This is a genomic window from Xenorhabdus sp. NBAII XenSa04 (assembly GCF_963866145.1).
Classification (GTDB): Bacteria; Pseudomonadota; Gammaproteobacteria; order Enterobacterales; family Enterobacteriaceae; genus Xenorhabdus; species Xenorhabdus indica.
Window position 1 is genome coordinate 1 of sequence record NZ_CAWMEB010000250.1, and the last position, 841, is coordinate 841.

The following is an 841-nucleotide window of genomic DNA, read 5'->3' on the forward strand; positions in this document are numbered from 1 at the left end:
GCTGTAATACCGCTCGCTTAAGCACGAGCGGTTCTTTTTTTATAAGGGTAACGCGGTGCTTTGCAGAGCACTTGCCTTGGGACCGATTGGCGTTTTCGCTTTTGAGGTAAGATCAGCCGCTTACCACTTTCCCTGAGGGCGTTTAATTTTTGCGGGATCGTGCCGGGGCTGCGGCCTGAACACCATAAAAATTCATCCTGTATCAGTCGTAACGCATTGATAAAGCTGATCCGAAGCGGTTCAACACGATAGGCCTTTGCCATCCGGCTCATCTCCAGCCGAACCAGATTGTAGGCGATCAGGATGCCCCATAACTCCTGATAGATACCTGCCCGTGTCTGGCTTCTCAGGAGGGCGGTATTATTGAGTTGCCTTTGTTTCAGTTCACCATAGCCTTCTTCGGTTTCCCATCGTTCCCAGTACACCGTGAGGAGCTCTTTGAGGGGATACGTCACGGGGCATTCCATTGAGGTAATAACCCCTTTAATTTCGCCCTTCGGTTCCGGGAGCAGAACGAGGCGCGCCCGCCAGGTTTTTTCAAGGTGAGGATGCCGTTGCCGGGCTTGGGGAGAAACCGGCATCTCGATAAGTTTGTCATAAGGACTGTATTCCTGAATGACGTCATAACGCATTTGGCTTTTTATCGGGGTGAGCCAATGGGTATTTTTGCCGGTACCTTGCCAGGCCTGAAATAACTCCGCCGAGAGAAAGCCCCGATCAAACAACGTCAGGGTATTTTCGGGGGCAGAGCCCACCAGTTGTTGGGCATAGCTAATCTCACTTTGGGTGATGGGGCCAAACGCCACATCGGAGATAAGATGTGGCCGGGCGGACATCAGGG

Annotated in this window: 1 protein-coding gene; it reads right to left on the reverse strand. The window is 52.3% G+C overall.

The annotated features are described in order from the left end of the window. Positions 1–17: 17 nt before the first annotated feature. On the reverse strand, positions 18–841 hold an 824-nt coding region (locus AAC147_RS09585), incomplete at its 5' end, for an IS4 family transposase (RefSeq protein ID WP_047686438.1).